General features: G+C 62.3%; 1 protein-coding gene. It reads left to right on the top strand.

Features of this window, described 5'->3' with window-relative positions; all coding sequences use genetic code 11:
• Positions 1-284: immunoglobulin-like domain-containing protein (locus tag L6D63_RS28490; RefSeq protein ID WP_236170520.1), on the top strand; the 284-nt coding region annotated here is incomplete at both ends.

The raw sequence follows: 284 nt of genomic DNA, 5'->3' as shown, positions 1-284 counted from the left end.
GGTAAAACCACCGGCACCGTGACCGTTCCGGCTCCGGCTGATGACGTCTACAAAGACGCCGGCACCGTTGAGGCCACGATCAAGAGCGCGACTGGCGGCAATTTCGAAAACCTGGTGACCAGCAACATCCCGGCCGTGACCAGCGTCACCGATACCGTCGATACCACCACGGTCAAACTGACCGCGACCGAGTCTGCGGCTGAAGGTGGCACTGTCACTTACACCGCGACCGTCGGTGCGCCAGTCACCGGTTCGCCGGTTGTGGTGACTCTGGCCAACGGTCA

The sequence above is a fragment of the Pseudomonas parakoreensis genome (assembly GCF_021602155.1).
Classification (GTDB): Bacteria; Pseudomonadota; Gammaproteobacteria; order Pseudomonadales; family Pseudomonadaceae; genus Aquipseudomonas; species Aquipseudomonas parakoreensis.
The sequence above is the reverse complement of the archived record's forward strand: the minus strand, read 5'-3'. Positions and strand labels throughout refer to the sequence as shown.